Below are 18,380 nucleotides of genomic sequence, written 5' to 3' on the forward strand. Positions count from 1 at the left end.
CCTCGCCGCCCACAACACCGAACCCAAGCCCCTGGTATGGACCGCGACCGCAGACTCAATCCTTAAGAAAGTAGCCCGCGGCCGCGTCGCCCTCGAGACCATCAAACAAAACTGAGACAGACCACTAGGTAGCGCTATCTGTCGTTCTGAGCGATCAAAACGACAGATAGCGCTACTTACTTGGGACTAGCTGGCTGGGGCGGCCGTGTTCCACTCCGCCGAGCGCACCAGGATGGCGCCGGAGTCCGGGCAGAAAACAATGTCGTCCTCCGCCGCGGCTTTGATTTCGGCGAGGTCGCCGGGGCTCAGCTTCATTCCGGAGGCCTCGGAAGTGCCGTGGAAGAGCCGGGCAGCGCCCACACCGCGCTTGGCGAGTGTCTTTTCGTAGATTGCCAGCATCCCGGCATCGAGTCCGGCGGCGAATTCATCACGCTGGCCCCGCACGACTTTCTCTTCGGCATCCACTTCAGCCAGGGCTTCATCAAGTTCGGCCCGGATGCCGCTAAAGGAGCCCTTGATGTCATCAACGATCTGCTGCTGGGCGGCCTGCCGTGCCCGGAGGGAGTCGAGGCGTTCGAGCACTTCGAGTTCCACGTCCTCGAGGTCCGAGCGGCGCTTGTTGAGCGAGGCGATGTCCTTCTGCAGTGCCACGAGGTCCTTCGACAGACCTGTGCCGCTGTTGAGCCGGGCCTCGTCCCGTTCTATCCGGTTGGCGACCTGCTCGACGTCGGCCTCCGCGCGCTTCAGCTCGGCTTCGGCGTCGTGGACAGCCACCTTGGCCCCGCCAAGTTCACCGTTGGCGACAGAGAGAGCAGCCTCGAGATCGGTGATCCGCGGATCAGAGTTGAGGGTGCGGCGGCGGTTGGACAGGGACTTGAGCTTTGCGTCCAGCCCCTGCAGTTCGAGCAACTTCAACTGTTCTGCCGGTGCTGCCTTAGCCAACTGCTACCTCCGCTTAAATCCTGCCGGCCGTAACCGGGCACCCGATCGGCGCTCCCTAGACTCTAGCGCCCGCCGGGAGTCAGAATGAAGTCCCACGGGTCACTGTTGGTGTTGCTGACGCGGATCTCCACGTCGTGGCCCTGGTCCGAGAGCACGTTGCCCAGGGCCGATGCGGCCGCCGGAAGCCAGAGCCACTCACTGGCAAAGTGCGAAACGTCAATGAGATAGGGCCGGCCGTTCGCCGCCGACTCCCGGGCTTCGGACGCCGGATGGTGCCGGAGGTCGGCCGTGACATAAACATCAGCGTTGCTGGCCCTCACCTCATCGAACAGGGAGTCGCCCGCGCCACCACACACCGCGATGCGCCGCACCAGGCCGTCCTTGTCGCCTGAGACCCGGACTCCGCCGGCTACCGAGGGCAGGATGCCGAAGACACGCGCAGCGAAATCCCCCAGGCTCATGACGTCGGCAAGATCACCCACCCGGCCAATGCCCTCCTCGGGGAGACCGTTCGCGGCGACAGTCAGCGGTGCCACATCCTCCAGTCCCAGCGCATCGGCCAGCACATCGGAAACACCCCCGACGGCGGAATCGCCGTTGGTATGCACAGTTAGCAGTGCCGTGCCTGACTCGATGAGCCGGTGGATCGCCTGGCCCTTGGCGGTGGTGGCGGCAACAGATGTGACCCCTTTGAGCAGCAGGGGGTGGTGGGTTATCAGCAGCTCGGCGCCCCACTCCACGGCCTCGTCGATGACCGCCAGGGTGGGATCCACGGCGAACATCACTTTGCTGACGGATGCGGCGGGGTGACCCGCCACCAGACCCACTTCATCCCAGTTTTCGGCCAGGGACTCAGGCCAGAGTTCCTCAACGGCCAGCAGGACCTGGCCCAGGGTGGGGGCAAGCGGCGTCTCTTCCTCGGCGCTGTCCCCGGAGCCGGTGCTGTCCCGGTCCGCATCTGTCACGCCGGTGTCTGCAGATTCCATAGACTCAGTTTTACCCCATCCCGCCGTTTGGCCGGCACGTGCCACAGTCTCGTAGGGTGGTCAGGGAATCATCCGGGGCGCTCAACCATTGAAGAGGTCATGAAAACTTTTGTTCTCGGCGGAGGCTGCTTCTGGTGCCTGGACGCCGTCTACCAGAAAACCAAGGGCGTCACCTCAGTTGTTTCGGGGTATACGGGCGGTCATGATCCGCAGCCTGACTACTATTCGGTCTGCAGTGGAACGACGGGCCACGCCGAGGCTGTGGCGGTGACTTTTGACGAGTCCGTCATCCCGGCGGAAGTCATCCTTGACATGTTCTTCGCGCTTCATGATCCCACCACGCTCAACCGCCAGGGCTACGACGTGGGCACCCAATACCGCTCCTCGATGTTCTACGAGACCACTGAGGAGAAGATCCTCTTCGAGGAAGCCATTGAGCGGAACCAGGCACTGTGGTCCCATCCGATTGTCACCGAGGTCAGCAGGCTCGCACGTTTCCACGTGGCCGAGGAGATCCATCAGGACTACTACGCCAAGTACCCTGAGCAGGGCTACTGCCAGGTGATCATCAACCCCAAGCTTGCGAAGGCCCGCAAATATTACTCTGCATGGCTTAATGCTTAGCAGCGTCAGCGGCCCCTCGTTAGGCTGACCTCAGTATTCATCCTTCTTCAGATAGGCGTATGTACATGGCACGGATCTATGACGATGTGACGCAGCTGGTCGGCGGCACCCCGCTGGTTCGACTGAACCGGCTGAGCGAAGGCCTGGACGCCACCGTCGCGGTCAAGCTTGAGTTCTATAACCCGGCAAACAGCGTCAAGGACCGCATCGGTGTAGCGATCGTGGACGCCGCGGAGAAGTCAGGCGCCCTCAAGCCCGGCGGCACCATCGTCGAAGGCACCTCCGGGAACACGGGCATTGCCCTCGCCATGGTGGGCGCGGCACGCGGCTACAAAGTCATTCTGACCATGCCCGAAACCATGTCCACCGAGCGTCGCGTGATGCTCCGCGCGTTTGGTGCCGAAATTGTGCTGACCCCGGGCTCGGAGGGCATGCGGGGCGCGGTGGAGAAGGCCCAGGAAATCGTGGCCAACACCGAAAACGCCATCTGGGCCCAGCAGTTCGCCAACGAGGCCAACCCCCAGATCCACCGCGAAACCACCGCTGAAGAAATCTGGTCCGATACCGACGGCAAGGTGGACATCTTTATTTCCGGCATCGGCACCGGCGGAACCATCACCGGCGTCGGGCAGGTCCTGAAGGAGCGCAAGCCCGGGGTCCAGATTGTAGCCGTGGAACCTAAGGATTCAGCCATCCTGAACGGCGGCGCGCCCGGACCCCACAAGATCCAGGGCCTGGGAGCCAACTTCATCCCGGAACTGCTGGACACCAGCGTCTACGATGAGGTCCTGGACGCCACCCTTGAGGATTCAGTGCGGGTTGCACGCGACCTCGGCGTCAAGGAAGGCATCCTCGGTGGCATCTCCTCAGGCGCCATCGTCTGGGGCGCCCTGGAACTCGCCAAGCGCCCGGAGAACGCCGGCAAGCTGATCGTTGCTGTAGTGTGCGACTTTGGCGAGCGTTACATCTCCACCGTGCTCTATGACGACATCCGCGGCTGATCCGGCCGTTGTCGCCCCGTTTCCTGTAGAAAGAACTTCGTGGGCTTTTTCGCAAGACTGAAGGAAGACCTCGACGCCGCCCGGTCACACGACCCGGCGGCTCGAGGTTCTTTTGAGAACTTTTTCGCCTATTCAGGGCTCCATGCCATCTGGATTCACCGGCTGACACATCATCTGTGGCAAACCCCCGGCCTGCGCTTCCCCGCGCGCCTGGTGGGCCAGCTTGGCCGTTTCCTGACAGGCATTGAGATCCATCCCGGAGCCACCATCGGCCGGCGCTTCTTCATCGACCACGGCATGGGCGTGGTCATCGGTGAGACTGCCGAGATCGGCGAGGACGTCATGATCTACCATGGCGTGACGCTCGGCGGGCGGTCTCTGGCCAAGGTCAAACGCCACCCCACCATTGAAGACCGGGTGACCATCGGTGCCGGAGCCAAGATCCTGGGACCCATCACCATCGGCCGGGACAGCGCCGTGGGCGCCAACGCCGTGGTGGTCAAGGACGCTCCCCCGGAGTCGATCGTGACCGGCGTGCCCGCCAAGTGGCGCCACCGCGACGCGCAGCGCGAGACGAAGCCGGCGGTGGACCCCGCCGAATACGACATCGAATACCGGATCTGACCGTTATACCGCTCCCCCGGTTTTTCCCCCGGCCACGCGCTTGAGCACCAGCAATACCAAGGGATCGAACAGCCGGTCGGGCAGGATCCGCCGCAGCGTCAGGATGGCGCGGGCTCCGCTCCCTGCCGGGTACCGCGTCCGGGGCCGGGCGGACGTCGCCGCATGCAGGATCGCCGCTGCAATAACCGCGGGCTCCGTCGAGGTTTCCGCTCGCCCGGTGGACGCCAAAGCGCCCGACATCAGTTGGGCCTGGGCGGCGTAGGGCCCCGCGCCGCTGGCCTCACGCAGTCCCTGAGCAGCCACCCGTCCCCATTCGGAGAGTGTGCCTGCCGGCTCGATGATGGACACGCTGATCCCGTGCGGCTTCAGCTCCAGCCGCAGCGAATCGCTCAGGCCCTCCACTGCGAACTTCGAGGCGTGGTACCAGGCGCCGAGCGGCTCATAGAACTTTCCGCCGATGGAGGAAATGTTGATGATCCGCCCCTGGCCCGCCTGTCGCATGCCCGGCAAGACCAACTGCGTCATCCTGGCAAGCCCGAAGACATTCACCTCGAACTGGCGCCGGCCCTCGGCCAGGTCCACGTCTTCCAGCGCCCCGTAGGACCCGTACCCGGCATTGTTGACCAGCACATCGATGCGTCCGCGCTCCGTCAGGACACGGCCGACGGCGGTACTCATCGAGGCCTCGTCCGTCACGTCAAGTGCCAGGACCTGGACGCCGAGCGCCGCCAGCGGCTCCATCCTGTCCACGCGGCGGGCTCCCGCGTACACGAGGAAGCCGTGGCCGCTCAGGGTCCGGGCCGCCTCGAACCCGATTCCGGTGGACGCTCCGGTGATGAATGCGACTGGCTTGGGCATCGTGGACTCCTTGATTGGACTGGCACCTGCACCTGCTCGCCGGACACCTGTTGGCCGGACACCTGTTCGCCTGGCACCTGCTGGCCGGACACCTGCTGCCGGGAAACGCCAACGGCCGGCGACTCCCAGACTATCTTCGGGAGTGCCGGCCGCAGGGTGATTCAGTAAGCGCAGTTCTAGTGCGTGTCCACTGCTTCGATTTCAGACTTGTCCTCGCCCCAGAGGGTGTGGAACGTGCCTGCGGAGTCGACGCGGCCGTACGTGTGGGCGCCGAAGAGGTCGCGCTGGCCCTGAATCAGGGCGGCAGCCACACGCTTGCGGCGAAGGCCGTCGTAGTAGGCGAGCGAGGAGGAGAACACCGGTACCGGGATGCCCAGTTGGACAGCCGTGGCCACCACGCGGCGCCAGGCCGGCAGTGCGTCCGCGATGGCCTTGGTGAACGCCGGGGCGAACAGCAGGTTGGCTGGCTTCTCCTCAGCGGCGTAGGCCTTGGTGATGTCCTTGAGCAGCTCGGCGCGGATAATGCAGCCGGCCCGCCACAGGGAGGCGATCTCGTCCAGCTTCAGGTCCCAGCCGTATTCCTTGGCGGAGGAGGTCAGCATGTCCAGGCCCTGGGCGTAGGACACCAGCTTGGACGCGTAGAGTGCCTGGCGGACGTCCTCAACGAAGGTTTCCGGGATTTCGACGGCGGCTTCCCCTCCCGCCAGCAGTTCCTGGCCAAGCTTGCGCTGCTCGGTTTGGGAAGAAAGCGCACGGGCAAAGACGGATTCGGCGATTCCGGAGACCGGGGAGCCGAGCTCGAGGGCGGAGATGACCGTCCAGCGGCCGGTGCCCTTCTGGCCTGCGGCGTCAATCACAACGTCAACGAACGGCTTGCCGGTCTTGGCGTCGACATGACCCAGGACCTCGGCGGAGATCTCGATCAGGAACGACGAGAGGTCGCCCTTGTTCCACTCGGTGAAGATCTTGGCCTGCTCGGCGGGCTCGATGCCGGCGCCGGAGCGGAGGAGGTCGAAAGCCTCGCCGATCACCTGCATGTCGGCATATTCGATGCCGTTGTGAACCATCTTGACGAAGTGGCCGGCGCCGTCGGTGCCGATCCAGGCGCAGCAGGGCTCGCCGTCCACCTTGGCGGAGATCTTCTCGAGCAGCGGGCCGAGGGCCTTGTAGGACTCCTTCGAACCGCCAGGCATGATCGAGGGTCCGTTGAGTGCGCCTTCTTCGCCACCGGAGACACCGACGCCCACGAAGTGCAGGTCCTTCTTGGCGAGGGCGGCCTCGCGGCGGCGGGTGTCCTCGTAGTGCGAGTTTCCGGCGTCGATGATGATGTCGCCGGCTTCCAGCAGGGGTTCAAGCTGCTCGATCACGGAGTCCACGGGCTTGCCGGCCTTGACCATGATCAGGACGCGGCGGGGCTTCTCCAGTGAGTCGACCAGTTCCTGCAGTGTTTCGGTGCGGATGAAGTTCCCGTCCGTACCGTGCTTTTCGAGCAGCGCGTCAGTCTTTTCCACGGACCTGTTGTGCAGGGCAACCGTGAAACCGTTGCGTGCCAGGTTGCGGGCCAGGTTGGCTCCCATCACCGCAAGGCCGGTGACACCGATGTGTGCAGACATCAAAACTCCAATTCATTGTGTTCAATGGACGTGCAGAGGGCTCCGTGTTAGCCGTGAAGCAAGCTCCCACGAACCGATGGATCCGATTAAAGCATATATATTCGCTGTGCTGAGGGGAAGCTGCTTCCACTTTGTGGAACGCGGCAGGCCAATCCCCGTTTAGGCTTGACACCATGTCCACCAGCTTGCACCACCGTGCCATCGAGAATGTTGGCACCCGAATCGTCACGGGCGACCTCCCCACCGGACACGTTATGCTGGCCGAGCAGCTGGAGGAAGAGCTGAAGGTTTCCCGGTCCGTGGTCCGTGAAGCCGTGCGCGTTCTCCAGTCGCTGGGCCTGGTGGAAACCATTAAGCGCGTGGGTATCCGTGTCCTGCCGCCCAGCCGCTGGAATCCCTTCGATCCGCAGGTGATCCGGTGGCGGCTTTCCAGTGAGGGACGGGGCGCCCAGCTGCGGTCGCTGATCGAACTGCGTTCCGCCGTCGAGCCCGCCGCTGCCGAGCTTGCCGCAAACAACGCCCCCACGGCGCTGCGCTCCGAGCTGGTTGACATAGCCCATGCCATGCGCGACGCCGGGCACAACGGGGAAGCGCAAAGGTTCCTGGAACTGGACATCGCGTTCCACTCGGTGCTGCTTTCCGGGTCCGGCAACGAAATGTTCGCCAACCTGATGGGGCAGGTGGCTGAGACCCTTACCGGCCGAACCGTTCACGGCCTCATGCCGGAACACCCCCACGAGGGCGCCCTGCAGTGGCATATTGACCTGGCCGAGGCCGTGGCCGCCGGGGACGCCGCAGCCGCCCGCAGTGCCTCCGAGCAGATCATGCGACGGACCACGTCCAGGCTTTCGGGAACCTGGACCGATCAGCCCCGCGTTTTTATACCGGTCCGCCGGCCCTGAACTCCGATTCCGCAGGGAACCACCCCTGGAATCCCCGGCCTGCCGGTGACACCGGGCCGCCGGTAAAACGGAAAAGCCGCTAATACCGGGAGGCCGCCGGAAGTTATTCGGAGTGGAAGCTGAGCAGCACTTTGCCTGATTCGGCCGAGTTCTTGGCGGTGGCGAAGGCTTCCAGGCCCTCGGTGAGAGGGTATTCGTGGGTGATGACGGGGTCGATGCGCAAGGTGCCGTCGGCCAGGGCGGCGATGACCCCGTCGATTTCGCTGTTGAACCGGAAGGAGCCACGCAGGTCCAGTTCCCGGGTGATGGCCAGGGAGATCAGGACCGGCTGGGGGCCGCTCGGCAGCAGCCCGACCATGACCACCGTCCCGCCGCGGGCCGCGCCAGCGATGGCGGAGGCCAGGCCGTGGTGGCTGCCGGAAGACTCAATGACGACGTCGGCCTGCACCGCCGCGATGGCGTCCGCCTCCCCGGCCTGCAGGACCTGGTCCGCTCCCACGGCTGTGGCGGTCTCCAGCGGTTTGGGGTGGACGTCCACGGCCGTGATCCGCGCGGCGCCGGCCCGCTTGAGGACGGCAACGGCCAAGGCACCGATCGGCCCGGAGCCGATCACCAGCGCGGACTTGCCGGCCACGTTCCCGGCCCGGGCCACGGCATGCCAGGCCACACTGGCCGGTTCGATCAGCGCCGCGGTCCGCAGATCCATTCCCGCGGGCAGCGTCCGGAGCATCCGGGCGGGCAGGGTTACGAAGCGGGCGAATGCCCCGTCGGTGTGCGGGAACCGCGCCGCGGAGCCCAGGTAGGTGCAGCCCGGGGAGAGGTTGGGCCGGTCCGCCGGGTACCGCACCGTCCCGTCTCCCGGGCCAGGCGTTGCGGGGTGGACCGCCACCGCGGTCCCGGCGGCAGGGCCGGTACCGTCCGCCGCGGCCACCGCCACGGTCCCGGAAATCTCGTGGCCCAGCACCAGCGGCGCCTTCAGGATCGATTCCCCCGCGGCGCCGTGCAGCCAGTAATGCAGGTCCGACCCGCAAATTCCGCCGTAGGCCACCTCCACCACGGCCTCGTGCGGGGCGGGTGCCTTCACCGGAACCTCCTCGATCCGGAGATCCCCGGCCGCGTACGCGATCACCGCCGGCCCCGACTCCGGCAGGGCAAGAACCGGCGGGGCAGAAACCGCCGGCACCGAAACCGGCGGGGCAGAAACCGGAACCGCGGGGCCTGGCGCCGCAGATCCTGGCGCAGCGGATCCCGTGCCGGTTGCTTCAGTCATGGCTGACCCGTTCATCAGACCACCACCGTCATTCCACCGTCGATAAAGATCGTCTGTCCGTTCACAAAGTCCGACCCCGCCGAGGCCAGCCACACCGCCGGGCCCGCGAGGTCCTGCACTGTCCCCCACCGCGCCGCCGGGGTCCGGCCCAGGATCCAGGCGTTGAACTGCTCATCATCCACCAGGTTCTGGGTCATCTCCGTATGGATATAGCCGGGCGCGATCCCGTTGATCTGCAGCCCGGACCCGGCCCACTCAGCCGTCATGGCCCGGGTCAGGTTCCGCAACCCGCCCTTCGCCGCCACATACGGAGCGATCGTGGGCCGCGCCAGGTCCGTCTGCACGGAACAAATATTGATGATCTTGCCCCGCCCGCGCGGAATCATATGCCGGGCCGCTTCCCGGCCCACCAGGAACGCGCTCGTCAGGTCCGTGGCGATTACCCGCTCCCAGTCCGCGACATCCAGCTCCAGCATCGGCACCCGGTGCTGGATTCCGGCGTTATTCACCAGGATCCCCAGCGGCCCCACCTGCTCCTCCACCCAGGCCACGCCCCGGGCAGCCTCCGCATCACTGGTGACGTCAAACGCCACGCTGTGGATCCGCCCCGGCGCAAAATCGGCCGCCAACGCCACCTCCGCGGCCTTCAACCGCTCCGCGTTAAGGCCGTTCAACACCACCGTGGCACCGGCCTCGGCCAGCGCCCTCGCCAAGGCATGACCAATCCCCCGGCTCGAGCCTGTCACCAAAGCAACCCGCCCCGTCAGATCAAAAAGTGAACTCATGCTGAAACTATCCCTTTCATGGCGCCGCCCGCTGCGTCGCTGAGTTGTGAAATGGCCTGCCGGACAACAGCCAGGTCCTGGTCGCCCAGGCCCTGACGCTTGAGTTCGGCGTAAAGTTCGACGCCGGCACTCGCCATCGGTGCCGCGGAGCCGGCCGCCCTGGCCGAGTCGAGCACGAAGGACAGATCCTTGTGCATGAATTTGGCCGGACCTGTGGGCGTGTAGTCCTTCCGCACCAGCCGCGGCCCCACGTTTTCCAGTACGCGGCTGCCCGCCAGGCCGCCGGCCAGTACCTCGAAGAGTGCCGCCGGGTCCATGCCCGAACGTTCAGCGAGTTCCGCGGCCTCGGCGAGGGCCGCCGTCGTGGTTCCCACGATCAGTTGGTTGCACGCCTTGGCCAGCGACCCTGAACCCAAGGGGCCCATGTGCCGGACCGTGGTTCCCATCGCGGCAAAGAAGGATCCGAGGCGCTGGAAGTCCCCGGGGGACCCGCCCGCCATGATGGCCAGGGTACCGTCGGCTGCCCCCTGTGTTCCGCCGCTGACCGGCGCGTCCACCACCACGGCCCGGCCCTGAGTTGCCCCTGCCACCCGGTTGCCGAAGTCCTTGACTTTTGCAGGTGAAACAGAGCTCATGACCACCAATGACGTACCGGGCGCCGGCGGAATTTCGGCCCAGCGTGCCAGGAGATCCTCCGCTGCCTCTTCGATGAAGGACAGGTCCGGCAGCATAAAAGCGATGACCGGCAAGTCACGCAGTGCCGCAACGCTCGGCGCCTGGCGGCCGCCGGCCGCCACGAAGTGCTGCAGGGGTCCGGCGGAACGGTTCCAGGCGGTGACGTCCCACCCGGCGCGAAGCAGATTCTCCGCCATGGGCAGCCCCATCAGTCCCAGGCCCACAAAGCCCGCTCGTTTGTCATCCATCAATAGGCCTCGACTCACATCGTTGTGTGGTTAATGTAGGGACATCTGTCCAATATCCTAGCCGCTATTCAGTATGATGAACACTATGACGACTCAAACGACCGTCGCGATTGCCGTCCCGCTCGAAGCTGAGCTCGTGGACCGCATCCGCGCAGTAGACCCTTCTGTCACCGTGCTCTACGAGCCTGACCTCCTTCCCCCGGAGCGTTTTCCTGCTGACCACTCCGGGGATCCGGATTTCAAGCGGACGCCCGCTCAGGAAGAGCAGTATTGGGACATGCTCAGCAAGGCGCAGGTCCTGTACGGCCTGCCAAACGAAAGCCCGGCAGGCCTGGCGCGCATTGCACGCGAGAACCCGCGGCTGCAGTGGGTGCACGCCATGGCGGCCGGCGCCGGCGGCGCGGTCAAGGCTTCGGGGCTGGATCCGGAAACCCTCAGCAAGTTCAAGGTAACCACCTCGGCCGGGGTTCACGCCCTGCCGCTGGCAGAATTCGCCGCGCTGGGAATCCTCAACGGCTTCAAGCGCAGCGCCGAGCTGGTCCAGGACCAGGCCGCCAAGGTGTGGCCTGAACTCAGGACTCCCACCAGGCTGGTCAGCGGATCAACGCTGGTTGTTACGGGCCTTGGTGAGATCGGACTTGAGACGGCCCGCATTGCACGGGCCCTGGGCATGAAGGTCAGCGGCACCAAGCGCACTGTGGAACCCATCGAGGGGATCGAACACGTTGCTGGCAACGACGGGCTTGCCCGGCTCCTGGCCACTGCCGATGCCGTGGTGAACACCTTGCCCGGTACGCCGTTCACGGAGAAGCTGTTCAACCGCGATGCGTTTGCAGCGATGAAGCCCGGGACGGTGTTTGTGAACGTTGGCCGCGGCACCGTGGTGGACGAAGAGGCCCTCCTGGAAGCACTCAACAACGGCCAGGTCTCCTATGCATGCCTGGACGTCTTTGCCGTAGAACCCCTCCCCCAGGACAGCCCGCTGTGGGAGCACCCGAAGGTGCTGGTATCACCGCATACTTCCGCGCTCAGTGCGGCGGAAAACCGCCTGATCACCGAGCGTTTCTGCAGCAACCTTCGCACATTCCTCGACGGCGGCGACCTCCCGCACCTGGTGGACCCGGTCCACTTCTACTGACGGGAACCGCCCCCGCACGCACCATAAGAGCTGCGTAGAGAGCCCCCGCTGGAATCCTGGCTCAAGGGATCCCGGCAGGGGCTCTTCCCGTTGTCCGGCCGGACGCCGGGCCTGGTTCCAGTGTCGCTACTCCGGGCCCGGTTCCAACGTCGCTGGTCCGGCAGGCCCCCACAACAACCGCAGGCGGCCTCCCTTACCGGGGAGGCCGCCTGCGGTTCGCGTCCAGAGGTTCGACTAGCTGGCGTCCTCCACGAGGACCAGGTCGCGGCCATTGGTCTCCGGGGTGAAGAACGTTGTGCCGAAGGAAATCAGGGCCAGGACCAGCGAATAGATCGCGGGGACCAGCCAGGAGTGGCCCGTGGCCGCCAGAAGGGCAACGCCGATCATGGGAGCAAAGCCGCCGGCGAGCACGGCCGAAAGTTCACGGCTGAGCGCTACGCCCGTGAAGCGGTGCTGGGAGCCGAAGAGTTCGGGCAACAGGGCGCACTGCGGGCCAAGCATGGACTGAACCCCGAGGGCGATGCCCACCACCATGACCACCCAGACGAGGGTGACGCTGCCCAGGGTGACCAGGTAAAAGGCCGGCAGGGCGATGACGGCCTGGAACAGGGCGCCGTAGCGGTAGACGGGCACCCGCCCGAAACGGTCAGAGAGGGCTCCGAAGGTGACCACCATGACCGCCGCGAATCCGGCGGCAATGAGCAGGCCCGTGGGACCTATGAACTTGTCGCCCGCGAAAATGCCTGCCGGCATGCTGATGAAGGACACCAACAAAGCGGAGTAGATGGATGAGTTGCCGTTTTCGCCCATGCGCAGTCCGATGCCAATGAGCACATTCTTCTTCGAGTGCTTCCAGATCTGGCTAACGGGGTTCTTGACCACGGCTTTGTGCTTTTCAAGCTCCTGGAAGACCGGGGTCTCCTTGAGCCGGAGCCTGATGAACACCGCAATGACGATCAGGATGACGCTGGCCAGGAACGGCACGCGCCAGAGCCAGCCCTGCAGCACTTCCTTGTCCGCAAGCGCCATCAGGGCGAAGGTGCCGGCACCGAGCAGCGTGCCGAGCTGAATGCCGACAAACGGCAGCGAGGCGAAGAAACCACGGCGGCGCCGCGGTGCCACTTCCGAGATCAAGGTGGTGGCGCCGGCCTGCTCCGCCCCCGCACCCAGACCCTGCAGGATGCGCAGCGCCACGAGCAGGACTGCTCCGAGCATGCCGGCCTGCTCAAAGGTGGGCAGGAGTCCGATGGCAAAACTCGCCATGCCCATCAGCCCGATGGTCAGGATCAGGACCATCTTCCTGCCGAAGCGGTCGCCGATGTATCCGAAAACGACGCCGCCGAACGGCCGGGCGGCAAAGCCCACGCCGTAAGTGGCGAAGGAAGCGATCACTGCGCCGCTCTCGCCCAGCGGGGAGAAGAACAGCGGACCGAAGATGAGCGCGGACGCCAGGCCGTAAATGTAGAAGTCGTAGTACTCCAAGGCGGAGCCTACTGAGCTGGCAAGAGTTGCCCTTCGCAGCTGCTCAGGATCGACGGTGGCGCCGTCCACGTCAGCCAACGGTGAATTAGTACGAGTTGTCACAAGAACTCCCTCAAGAACACTCCAGACCCCCGTTGGCCTGGTGGGATAGCGAAATCGCCTGTTGTGTAGATCACTATATTGAACAGAGTACAGCAAGTTGAACAGCTGGCAAGAGCCCTGCCCCGATTTCGTTACCGCCAAGCGGCCTGTGGACGTTTCTAGCCCATGGGATTGCCCAAAGACCGGGCCAGCTCTTTCAGCTCCTTGACCATCTGCGACCCCTGCTCTTCGGAGTACGTCGCCTTGAGGGCAGTGACCGACAGGCCAAGGCTTGGCCCGTGGGCGCCGCGAGTGGGGACGGATACTGCCAGACACACAACGCCGGTGGTGGACTCCTCATCCTCGAAGGCATAGCCCTGTGCCCTGATCTCGCGCAGCTGGGCCTTCAATTCCGCCCCCGTACGCAAAGATTTGGGGGTGAGTACCGGCAGCTCGGCCTGATCGGGAAACATTGCTTCAATGTCATGGTCATGGAGGCGGGCAATCAGGGCCTTACCTACGGCACACAGCGAGACGGGCATTTTGTCGCCGATATTTGAGGTCAGCCGCACCGCCGGGTGCCCCTCATACCGGGCCAGATAAATGACGTTCGTACCGTCCAGCATGGCAATGCGGACGGTCTCCCCCGAGAGCGTTGGTGCTTGTTCGCAGAACCGGTAAAACTCCTGCACTTCATCCAAACGGCTCAGGTAGGCGGCACCGAGCTCCACGAGTTTCCGGCCCAGAGTGAACTCCGCGCCGTGGCGGCTGATGAGCCGGGCCTCCTCCAGGGCCAACAACAGGTTGGAGGTGGATGATTTGGGGATTCCCAGCTCGCGGGCCAGGTCACTAAGCGTCAGCCTGCCGGTGGCTGAGGCTGCCAGGGCGTCCATGACTGCGGCGGCGCGGGTGACTGCCGGCGCCGGCGAGGCGCTCCCCAGGCCGTCGGAGGAGCGGGGGGTGCGGGAATCGGCCATGATTCTCCTTCGATCGGCACGCTGGGAGCACTTTGGGTACTGTTGTTCATTCAGCTGAACAGTAACCATCATAATGGCTGGGCTGTGGTTCAGCGCAGAACCTCACAGGATCAGGCCGCGGCACCGCCTCGCGACACGGAGTGGAAGCAATTGTTTGTTTCCGGCAGTTCACTGTATATTCATTTCAGACCCTCCACCGCGGCATCCCCCAATAGTCGCGGTGGAGGGTTTTCCAATGCCCGCCGGATGCGTCCGTGGCCGCCGGATGCCTCAGGCTGCATCAGCCTCAGCTTCGCGCAGCCGCCACCCACCGCCGAGGCCATCGCGTTCCAGCACCATGGTGGTGAGCGCCGACCGCAGGTTGCTGCCCAGTCTCACCTGGATCTGGAGCACCTCCACATCGACGCGGCCCAGCCCCTTGGGCATTCGCCGCTGATCCTCCCACCAGCTCACCCGCTCGAACCACCGCACCGTTTCGGCAGCCACGGCCCATTCCCTGCCTCCCCGGACGACCGCCGTCGGGATTCCTTCCCGCGACGTCTTCACCACCACATATTCCATGGCGGGAACACTAGGCGGAGGCACCGACAATCAGCCCTCGGACGCCGTCCCTCTTGGCTGTGTCCCCCTTGGCGGCGTCCCTCTTAGACGCGGCGGGGAAACAAAAAACCCCGCCGTTCCCGGACCATGAGGTCTTGGAACAAACGGGGCTCTACGTGTGGGTCCTACCGGGATCGAACCGATGACATCCACGGTGTAAACGTGGCGCTCTACCAGCTGAGCTAAAGACCCAAATGGTTAGTTTTCGCACTTCAGCGCGTCAACCAACGAACATAAACTCTACCTGATGTGCAGGAGCAAAAGCCAATCCGCGCCCGGCAGCGGCTCATGCCCCTAAGTCAGAGGTCGGGAAGTTCGGCGGCAAGCCACGTCAGTGACTCGCCGACACCCGCATGGACCTTGATGGTCGCCTGGGGATCGCCGCGGGTCTCACCGCGGTTGATGATCACCACCGGTTTGCCGTCCTTGGCCGCATGACGGACGAACCGCAGCCCGCTCATCACGGTGAGTGAAGACCCGGCAACCAGAAGGGCGGCCGCCTCGTCCACCATCGCGTAGGCGGCCTCTACCCGCTCCTTGGGGACATTCTCGCCGAAATATACAAAATCGGGCTTGAGTGTTCCGCCGCAGGCGGGGCAGGCCGCAACAACAAAGCTGCTGATCAGCGCTGAATCATCCACGGTTGCATCGGCATCGGGCGCCATCTCCACGAGGCCGGTTTCGGTGGCACGCGCCAGGAATTCCGGGTTCAGCTCTGTCAACACTCCGGCCAGCAGCCCCCTGGTGTAGGTCCGCCGGCAGTCCAGGCAGACCACCTGGTCAAAGCGGCCGTGAAGGTCGATCACGTTGGTGCTGCCCGCCTCTTCGTGGAGCCGGTCCACATTCTGCGTGATGAGTCCGCTCAACAGACCCCGCCGCTCGAGTTGCGCCACGGCGTGGTGCCCCTGGTTGGGATCCGCGTGGCGTAAATGCGACCAGCCAATATGGTTCCGCGCCCAGTACCGCTGCCGGTTGGCCGGATCGCGAACAAACTCCTGATAGGTCATCGGAGAACGGGGGACGGCGTCCGGGCCGCGGTAATCCGGAATGCCCGAATCCGTGCTCAGCCCGGCACCGGTCAGCAGCGCCAGGCGCCGGCCGGACAGCAGTGCCCGGACACTTTCCAACTCCCGCAACTGTTCAGCCGGCAGCAGGGCAGGCCGGGCAGCGGGAAGGCTGGCGAAGCCCGTCAGGCCCACGCCAACACCCCGCTGCCGCTGGTTCATTGTGGCCTCAGGCCTGGTCCAGGCCCGCCAGGACGTCGCGGTACTCGGAAAGCTCACGGGCCTGTCCGCGCGGATTCACCACAACGTAACGGATGGTTCCGGCTGCATCAATGATGAAGGTGCCGCGCTTGGCCATCCCGGTCTCAGTGTCGAAGACCCCATAGGTGCTTGCCACTGCCCCGTGCGGCCAAAAATCAGCCAGCAGATCGAAGCCGTAGGCTTCCTTTTCGGCGTAAGCCCGCAAGCTGAACTTGCTGTCCACTGAGACGGCCAGGACGGTGGCCCGGGCATCTTCGAAGACCGCCAGGTTGTCCCGGATTTCGCAGAGCTCTCCCGTGCAGATCCCGGAGAACGCGAAGGGGTAGAACACCAGGACCACGTTCTGTCCGCGGAACGATGACAGCTTCACGGGCTCGCCGAACTGGTTCACCAGTTCGAAATCCGGGGCGGTCTCCCCCACCGCCGGGACGGGCCCGGGGGCCAGGGAAAGTGCCGGCGTCACTTATTCTTCTTGCTGACCAGGCGGGTTGCGCTCCAGTCCTTGGAGACACCCGCCGACGTTGTCAGGTGCAGGCCGGCTGTGGGCGCAGCCTCCTGGATTTCCGCCGGGGACACATAGCCCGGACGTCCGGACTTAGGTGTCAACACCCACACCACGCCGCCTTCACTCAATGTGGTCAGCGAATCCATGAGGGTATCCACCAGATCCCCGTCGCCGTCCCGCCACCAAAAAATGACAGCATCTACAACGTCATGGTCGTCTTCATCGAGGAGTTCGGACCCCGTGAGGTCCTCAATATCATCACGCAAGTCGAAATCGACATCATCGTCGTAGCCGAACTCCTGAATCAGATCCCCGCTTTTGAAACCCAATTTTTCCGCCACATTTACCGAAGTGGCGGCGTCGGCCTCGCTCACGTGTTCCTCCAATACCTAATACCTGCAATTTGCATAGTGATTTCCATTACCCCAAGCCAACACCCTTTGTGCCCGCGCTTCAAGCTGTCCACCCCGCGATCCACCATATTCTGCGTCACATCACGGGCTTCCGGCCTGCGTTGCAGGGGCTTTCGTCACACAACCAGTATGACGGCGAAATACAACTGCGGCGCCACGGACGCGGCTACGCATCGTGCTGAAGTCAGAGCTAGAGTGGCTGGTGACAACTATGCCTGCGGGGCGACCGCCAGGAATTGAATGCAGACATAGGCGTGATAGGACCCTGCCCGGCGCACATGACCGGGCTGTTGTAACCGATACGTCGCACACGTCGCAGTCATCCCGGACAGTCACCCTGCCCGGCGTGAGGGCGCCGATGCATGCGCGCAAAGAGAGGTTGGACGTGGCTGCAGGAGAAGATACCTCCCATATCCTCAGCGGGTTGACTAACCAGCTGCCTGATCGTGATCCGGAAGAGACCGCCGAATGGGTTGAGTCCCTGGACGCGCTGATCAGGGAACAGGGCACTGAGCGTGCCCAATACATCATGCGGAGTCTGCTGCAGCGTGCGGGTGCGCAAAGCGTGGGCGTTCCGATGGTGACGACCACGGATTATGTGAACACCATTCCCGTGGACCAGGAAGCGCCGTTCCCCGGTAACGAGGAATACGAGCGCCGGTACCGGGCGTACATGCGGTGGAACGCCGCGATCATGGTGCACCGGGCGCAGCGGGCGAACATCGGGGTCGGCGGGCATATTTCCACGTACGCCGGCGCCGCGACGCTGTACGAGGTGGGCTTCAACCACTTCTTCCGCGGCAAGGACCACCCCGGCGGCGGTGACCAGGTCTTCTTCCAGGGCCACGCGTCCCCGGGGATGTACGCCCGAGCCTTTATGGAAGGCCGGCTGACCGAGGAAGACATGGACGGCTTCCGCCAGGAGAAATCCAAACAAGGCCATGCGCTGTCCTCCTACCCGCACCCGCGGCTGATGCCGGAGTTCTGGGAATTCCCCACGGTCTCGATGGGCATCGGCCCGATGAACGCGATCTACCAGGCCCAGTCCAACCGCTACCTGCATAACCGCGGGCTGAAGGACACTTCGGACCAGCAGGTCTGGGCGTTCCTGGGCGACGGGGAAATGGATGAGCCCGAGTCCCGCGGCCTGCTCCAGCTCGCCGCGAACGAGAACCTGGACAACCTGAACTTCGTCATTAACTGCAACCTCCAGCGCCTGGACGGGCCGGTGCGCGGCAACGGCAAGATCATGCAGGAACTCGAAGCGTTCTTCCGCGGCGCGGGCTGGAACGTGATCAAGGTGGTCTGGGGCCGGGAGTGGGATGACCTGCTCGCCAAGGACACCGACGGGTCGCTCGTGAAGGTCATGAACGAGACCGTCGACGGGGACT

At 64.5% G+C, this 18,380-nt stretch carries 18 protein-coding genes, 1 tRNA gene and 1 pseudogene; 6 read left to right on the forward strand and 14 right to left on the reverse strand.

Translation table 11 applies throughout. The features are described from left to right. Window positions 1-186 precede the first annotated feature (186 nt). Complete coding sequence (locus PY310_RS20340) at window positions 187-942, reverse strand: zinc ribbon domain-containing protein (RefSeq protein ID WP_275216401.1); 756 nt, start codon at window positions 940-942, stop codon at window positions 187-189. 62 nt (window positions 943-1,004) lie between these two features. Continuing rightward, complete coding sequence (locus PY310_RS20345) at window positions 1,005-1,928, reverse strand: Nif3-like dinuclear metal center hexameric protein (protein ID WP_275216402.1); 924 nt, start codon at window positions 1,926-1,928, stop codon at window positions 1,005-1,007. Window positions 1,929-2,027: 99 nt separating this feature from the next. Here PY310_RS20345 and msrA point away from each other — a divergent pair, with 99 nt between their 5' ends. The 3 genes from msrA (at window position 2,028) to epsC (ending at window position 4,177) form a co-directional block, all read left to right on the forward strand. Continuing rightward, window positions 2,028-2,552, forward strand: a complete 525-nt coding sequence (gene msrA / locus PY310_RS20350) for a peptide-methionine (S)-S-oxide reductase MsrA (RefSeq protein WP_275216403.1) — start codon at window positions 2,028-2,030, stop codon at window positions 2,550-2,552. Between the two features lie 65 nt (window positions 2,553-2,617). Continuing rightward, on the forward strand, window positions 2,618-3,553 hold the full coding sequence (gene cysK, locus PY310_RS20355) for a cysteine synthase A (protein ID WP_275216405.1): 936 nt from the start codon (window positions 2,618-2,620) through the stop codon (window positions 3,551-3,553). A gap of 39 nt (window positions 3,554-3,592) precedes the next feature. Next, complete coding sequence (gene epsC / locus PY310_RS20360) at window positions 3,593-4,177, forward strand: serine O-acetyltransferase EpsC (RefSeq protein ID WP_275216406.1); 585 nt, start codon at window positions 3,593-3,595, stop codon at window positions 4,175-4,177. A gap of 3 nt (window positions 4,178-4,180) precedes the next feature. Here the strand turns inward: epsC and PY310_RS20365 are convergent, their stop codons facing one another. Continuing rightward, window positions 4,181-5,035 (reverse strand): oxidoreductase, encoded by an 855-nt coding sequence (locus PY310_RS20365; RefSeq protein ID WP_275216407.1) that lies wholly within the window; start codon window positions 5,033-5,035, stop codon window positions 4,181-4,183. Between the two features lie 176 nt (window positions 5,036-5,211). Further along, on the reverse strand, window positions 5,212-6,648 hold the full coding sequence (gndA, locus tag PY310_RS20370; RefSeq protein ID WP_275216408.1) for an NADP-dependent phosphogluconate dehydrogenase: 1,437 nt from the start codon (window positions 6,646-6,648) through the stop codon (window positions 5,212-5,214). 173 nt (window positions 6,649-6,821) lie between these two features. Here gndA and PY310_RS20375 point away from each other — a divergent pair, with 173 nt between their 5' ends. Beyond that, window positions 6,822-7,550, forward strand: a complete 729-nt coding sequence (locus PY310_RS20375) for a FadR/GntR family transcriptional regulator (RefSeq protein WP_275216410.1) — start codon at window positions 6,822-6,824, stop codon at window positions 7,548-7,550. 103 nt (window positions 7,551-7,653) lie between these two features. Here the strand turns inward: PY310_RS20375 and PY310_RS20380 are convergent, their stop codons facing one another. The 3 genes from PY310_RS20380 to PY310_RS20390 are packed head-to-tail and all read right to left on the reverse strand — an operon-like array spanning window position 7,654 to window position 10,528. Beyond that, window positions 7,654-8,820 carry an L-idonate 5-dehydrogenase gene (locus PY310_RS20380; protein ID WP_275216412.1) on the reverse strand — a complete coding sequence of 389 codons (1,167 nt, stop codon included), beginning with the start codon at window positions 8,818-8,820 and terminating at the stop codon, window positions 7,654-7,656. A gap of 14 nt (window positions 8,821-8,834) precedes the next feature. Further along, the gene (locus PY310_RS20385; RefSeq protein WP_275216414.1) at window positions 8,835-9,605 is read right to left on the reverse strand and encodes an SDR family oxidoreductase; all 771 of its coding nucleotides are present in this window, start codon (window positions 9,603-9,605) and stop codon (window positions 8,835-8,837) included. Further along, window positions 9,602-10,528 (reverse strand): NAD(P)-dependent oxidoreductase, encoded by a 927-nt coding sequence (locus PY310_RS20390; RefSeq protein WP_275216416.1) that lies wholly within the window; start codon window positions 10,526-10,528, stop codon window positions 9,602-9,604. The genes PY310_RS20385 and PY310_RS20390 overlap by 4 nt, the downstream gene beginning before the upstream one ends. A gap of 73 nt (window positions 10,529-10,601) precedes the next feature. Between PY310_RS20390 and PY310_RS20395 the strand changes: the two genes are divergently transcribed. After that, entirely contained in the window at window positions 10,602-11,666 is a 1,065-nt protein-coding gene (locus PY310_RS20395; protein WP_320535830.1) for a D-2-hydroxyacid dehydrogenase, read from the forward strand. 234 nt (window positions 11,667-11,900) lie between these two features. Here PY310_RS20395 and PY310_RS20400 read toward each other — a convergent pair whose 3' ends face one another. From PY310_RS20400 to PY310_RS20430, 7 genes are all read right to left on the reverse strand, one after another. Then, window positions 11,901-13,250: an MFS transporter gene (locus PY310_RS20400; protein ID WP_275216419.1), complete on the reverse strand. Its 1,350-nt coding sequence runs from the start codon at window positions 13,248-13,250 to the stop codon at window positions 11,901-11,903. A gap of 158 nt (window positions 13,251-13,408) precedes the next feature. Beyond that, the gene (locus PY310_RS20405) at window positions 13,409-14,206 is read right to left on the reverse strand and encodes an IclR family transcriptional regulator (RefSeq protein WP_275216420.1); all 798 of its coding nucleotides are present in this window, start codon (window positions 14,204-14,206) and stop codon (window positions 13,409-13,411) included. A 270-nt stretch (window positions 14,207-14,476) separates the two neighbouring features. Continuing rightward, the gene (locus tag PY310_RS20410; RefSeq protein ID WP_275216421.1) at window positions 14,477-14,767 is read right to left on the reverse strand and encodes a hypothetical protein; all 291 of its coding nucleotides are present in this window, start codon (window positions 14,765-14,767) and stop codon (window positions 14,477-14,479) included. Between the two features lie 158 nt (window positions 14,768-14,925). Beyond that, window positions 14,926-14,998, reverse strand: a tRNA-Val gene (locus PY310_RS20415). Window positions 14,999-15,105: 107 nt separating this feature from the next. After that, window positions 15,106-16,032: an NAD-dependent protein deacetylase gene (locus PY310_RS20420; protein ID WP_275216425.1), complete on the reverse strand. Its 927-nt coding sequence runs from the start codon at window positions 16,030-16,032 to the stop codon at window positions 15,106-15,108. Window positions 16,033-16,039: 7 nt separating this feature from the next. Then, window positions 16,040-16,534, reverse strand: coding sequence for a peroxiredoxin (locus PY310_RS20425; protein ID WP_275216422.1), 495 nt, complete (start codon window positions 16,532-16,534; stop codon window positions 16,040-16,042). Next, window positions 16,531-16,950, reverse strand: coding sequence for a DUF3052 domain-containing protein (locus PY310_RS20430; RefSeq protein WP_275216423.1), 420 nt, complete (start codon window positions 16,948-16,950; stop codon window positions 16,531-16,533). Before PY310_RS20430 ends, PY310_RS20425 begins: the two co-directional genes overlap by 4 nt. A gap of 397 nt (window positions 16,951-17,347) precedes the next feature. On the opposite strand from PY310_RS20430, the pseudogene PY310_RS20435 reads away from it, so the two are divergent. Further along, window positions 17,348-18,380: pseudogene (locus tag PY310_RS20435) on the forward strand (pyruvate dehydrogenase (acetyl-transferring), homodimeric type); the annotation flags it as partial.

This window comes from Pseudarthrobacter naphthalenicus, from assembly GCF_029076445.1.
GTDB classification, from domain to species: domain Bacteria; phylum Actinomycetota; class Actinomycetes; order Actinomycetales; family Micrococcaceae; genus Arthrobacter; species Arthrobacter naphthalenicus.

What these genes read in the sequence shown, in the direction of transcription:
- PY310_RS20345 (WP_275216402.1), bottom strand. Translation starts at nt 1,928, where the DNA reads ATGGAATCTGCAGACACCGGCGTGACAGATGCGGACCGGGACAGCACC.
- msrA (WP_275216403.1), top strand. Translation starts at nt 2,028, where the DNA reads ATGAAAACTTTTGTTCTCGGCGGAGGCTGCTTCTGGTGCCTGGACGCC.
- cysK (WP_275216405.1), top strand. Translation starts at nt 2,618, where the DNA reads ATGGCACGGATCTATGACGATGTGACGCAGCTGGTCGGCGGCACCCCG.
- PY310_RS20365 (WP_275216407.1), bottom strand. Translation starts at nt 5,035, where the DNA reads ATGCCCAAGCCAGTCGCATTCATCACCGGAGCGTCCACCGGAATCGGG.
- gndA (WP_275216408.1), bottom strand. Translation starts at nt 6,648, where the DNA reads ATGTCTGCACACATCGGTGTCACCGGCCTTGCGGTGATGGGAGCCAAC.
- PY310_RS20375 (WP_275216410.1), top strand. Translation starts at nt 6,822, where the DNA reads ATGTCCACCAGCTTGCACCACCGTGCCATCGAGAATGTTGGCACCCGA.
- PY310_RS20380 (WP_275216412.1), bottom strand. Translation starts at nt 8,820, where the DNA reads ATGACTGAAGCAACCGGCACGGGATCCGCTGCGCCAGGATCTGCGGCG.
- PY310_RS20385 (WP_275216414.1), bottom strand. Translation starts at nt 9,605, where the DNA reads ATGAGTTCACTTTTTGATCTGACGGGGCGGGTTGCTTTGGTGACAGGC.
- PY310_RS20390 (WP_275216416.1), bottom strand. Translation starts at nt 10,528, where the DNA reads ATGGATGACAAACGAGCGGGCTTTGTGGGCCTGGGACTGATGGGGCTG.
- PY310_RS20395 (WP_320535830.1), top strand. Translation starts at nt 10,602, where the DNA reads ATGATGAACACTATGACGACTCAAACGACCGTCGCGATTGCCGTCCCG.
- PY310_RS20405 (WP_275216420.1), bottom strand. Translation starts at nt 14,206, where the DNA reads ATGGCCGATTCCCGCACCCCCCGCTCCTCCGACGGCCTGGGGAGCGCC.
- PY310_RS20410 (WP_275216421.1), bottom strand. Translation starts at nt 14,767, where the DNA reads ATGGAATATGTGGTGGTGAAGACGTCGCGGGAAGGAATCCCGACGGCG.
- PY310_RS20420 (WP_275216425.1), bottom strand. Translation starts at nt 16,032, where the DNA reads ATGAACCAGCGGCAGCGGGGTGTTGGCGTGGGCCTGACGGGCTTCGCC.